Genomic DNA, 1,165 nt, shown 5'->3' with positions numbered 1-1,165 from the left:
CTAAGCGGGTTGCCAGAAGTTGTGTCCGTAACTCGCGGGAGTTGACCTTCCCTCGAACGTGAAGAGCCCCGTCGGGTTGGATTGAGTTACCACACACAACCGACCCGACGAGGCCTCCTTCAGTATGCGCCCCGCGCATGTCTACGCCGACCTGACCCCTGGCCAGCACCACGAACTGGTCACCGCCCTGCACGGGCCCTGGCGAGTCGCAGCCCGCATCCTCATCGTGCTGCTGTCCGCCTCCGGGATGAGCGCACCCGAGATCGCCGAACTCCTGCACTACGAGCCGATCACGGTCCGCCGCTGGATCGCCCGCCACACCCGCGACGGCATCAGCGGCCTGCCCGACCGGCCCCGCAGCGGACGCCCCAGACTGGGCAGCCCCAGACTCGGACACCGCATCCACACCCTGTTACGGACCCCGAAAGCCTGGACCACCACCAGAGTCTGGCGAGCCGCCCGACGACCCGAGATGAGCCTGCGCACCTTCTCCCGGCGGCTGCGAGAGCAGGCCCGCTGGTGCCGTCCCCGGCTGATCGCCAAAGGCGACCCCGACCACGACACCACCTGCACCGCCATCCGCGAACGCATCGCCACGCTCCCGGCCGGATCGGTCGTGTTGGCCGAGGACGAAACCCACATCGACCTGCTCGCACGGGTCCGGGCCTGCTGGATGCCCACCGGTCTGCGCCACCACATCCTGACCCCCGGAAGCAACATCCGACGCACCGTGCACGGCGCGATCAACCTCGCCACCGGCACCTGGCACCACCATGTCTCGGTCAAGAACGTCTCCGTGGTGTTCTGCTACTTCCTCCAGATGTTGCTCGAGGCCTACCCGGACGCGCCCGTCGTCGTGGTCGTCTGCGACAACGGCACCACTCACCACAGCGGCATCACCCGCCGCTGGCTGACCGAGCATCCACGCCTGTTGCTGATCGAGGGCGCGAAATACAGCCCGCAGGACAACCCCGTCGAACGCGTCTGGGCCGGACTCAAACAGTGGATCGCCAACACCGCACCCGCCACGATGGCCGACCGCCTCCGCCAGACCCACGCCTACTTCCGCAGCCGAACCACCGAGCAGCACCTCACCACTGCCGCCCCTTGGACCAGCCCCTGGCTACCCGAAGGTTTCGGACAAGACTTCTGGCCAGGTGCTTAG

Annotated in this window: 1 protein-coding gene; it reads left to right on the top strand. The window is 67.5% G+C overall.

What is annotated here, in order from left to right:
- Positions 1-124: 124 nt before the first annotated feature.
- Positions 125-1,165 (top strand): IS630 family transposase, encoded by a 1,041-nt coding sequence (locus ACTOWY_RS44790; protein WP_441315699.1) that lies wholly within the window; start codon positions 125-127, stop codon positions 1,163-1,165.

Source organism: Crossiella sp. CA198 (genome assembly GCF_052078295.1).
Classification (GTDB): domain Bacteria; phylum Actinomycetota; class Actinomycetes; order Mycobacteriales; family Pseudonocardiaceae; genus Crossiella.
Note: the sequence above shows the minus strand (reverse complement) of the source record. Positions and strands in the feature narration are given on the sequence as shown.

Coding starts and splice junctions, on each gene's coding strand:
- ACTOWY_RS44790 (WP_441315699.1), top strand. CDS start 125: ATGCGCCCCGCGCATGTCTACGCCGACCTGACCCCTGGCCAGCACCAC.